At 60.0% G+C, this 220-nt stretch carries 1 protein-coding gene; it reads left to right on the top strand.

Annotated features, from left to right (window positions below; all coding sequences use genetic code 11):
* Window positions 1–220, top strand: a 220-nt coding sequence (locus ACY9Z2_RS19545; RefSeq protein WP_463611332.1) for a DnaJ C-terminal domain-containing protein, incomplete at both ends; no start/stop codon positions are given.

Here is a 220-nt window from a genome sequence, read left to right on the forward strand (position 1 = left end):
GATCCCCGAGCGGATGTGCAAGGAGTGCAAGGGCACCGGCCATACCCGGGCGAAGCGCAAGGTCACGATCAACATCCCTTCCGGTATCGAGAGCGGTATGCGGCTGCGTATGGAAGGCTATGGCGAAGCCGGAGATTACGGGGCACCCAATGGTGACCTGTATATCGAGATCCATGTCCTGCCCCATAACCGGTTCACCCGCGATGGTGATAACCTCGGG

This window comes from Virgibacillus sp. GM2-2 (assembly GCF_055329585.1).